The sequence below is a fragment of the Mycobacterium sp. P7213 genome (assembly GCF_900604305.1).
Taxonomy (GTDB): domain Bacteria; phylum Actinomycetota; class Actinomycetes; order Mycobacteriales; family Mycobacteriaceae; genus Mycobacterium.
Genome location: NZ_UWOA01000131.1, coordinates 1 through 519 on the forward strand (window position 1 = coordinate 1; position 519 = coordinate 519).

Annotated in this window: 1 pseudogene; it reads right to left on the reverse strand. The window is 78.8% G+C overall.

The features are described 5' to 3' along the window. Positions 1 to 519, reverse strand: a pseudogene (locus tag EJK91_RS22085) (PE family protein); the annotation flags it as partial.

Sequence of the window (519 nt, forward strand, 5' to 3'; positions counted from 1 at the left end):
TCCCGAGCCCCCCGTTGGCCCCATTCGCGCCGTCGCCGCCCGATCCGCCGGCTCCGCCGTTGCCGTGCAGGCTGCCGGTGCCGCCGCCGCCGCCGTTGCCGCCGTTGGTGCCGGGGGCGGCGTTGGGGTCGGCAGCCGCGTTGTAGCCGTTGCCGCCCGCACCGCCGTTGCCGGCGTAGTCCGATGGTGTACCGGTGGCGCCGTGCAGTCCTTGGACCGAGCCCGCCCCGCCGTCACCGCCGAATCCTCCGGCGCCGAAAGCGCCGCCGTTGCCGCCGCGTCCCCCGTCGGGGTTGCTGGCGTCGCCGTGGCCGCCGGCTCCGCCGTCGCCGGCGGCCCCGCCGGAACCGCCGTTGCCGCCGTTGCCGCCGGCACCCTGCAGGCCCGCAAGCCCGTGGGCCGAGTCGCCGCCGGCGCCGCCATTGCCGCCCACCCCGCCGTAACCGCCCTGCATGCCGTCGCCGCCGTTGCCGCCGGTCCCGCCCGCGATGATCGCGTCGATCCCGTCAACGCCGGCTC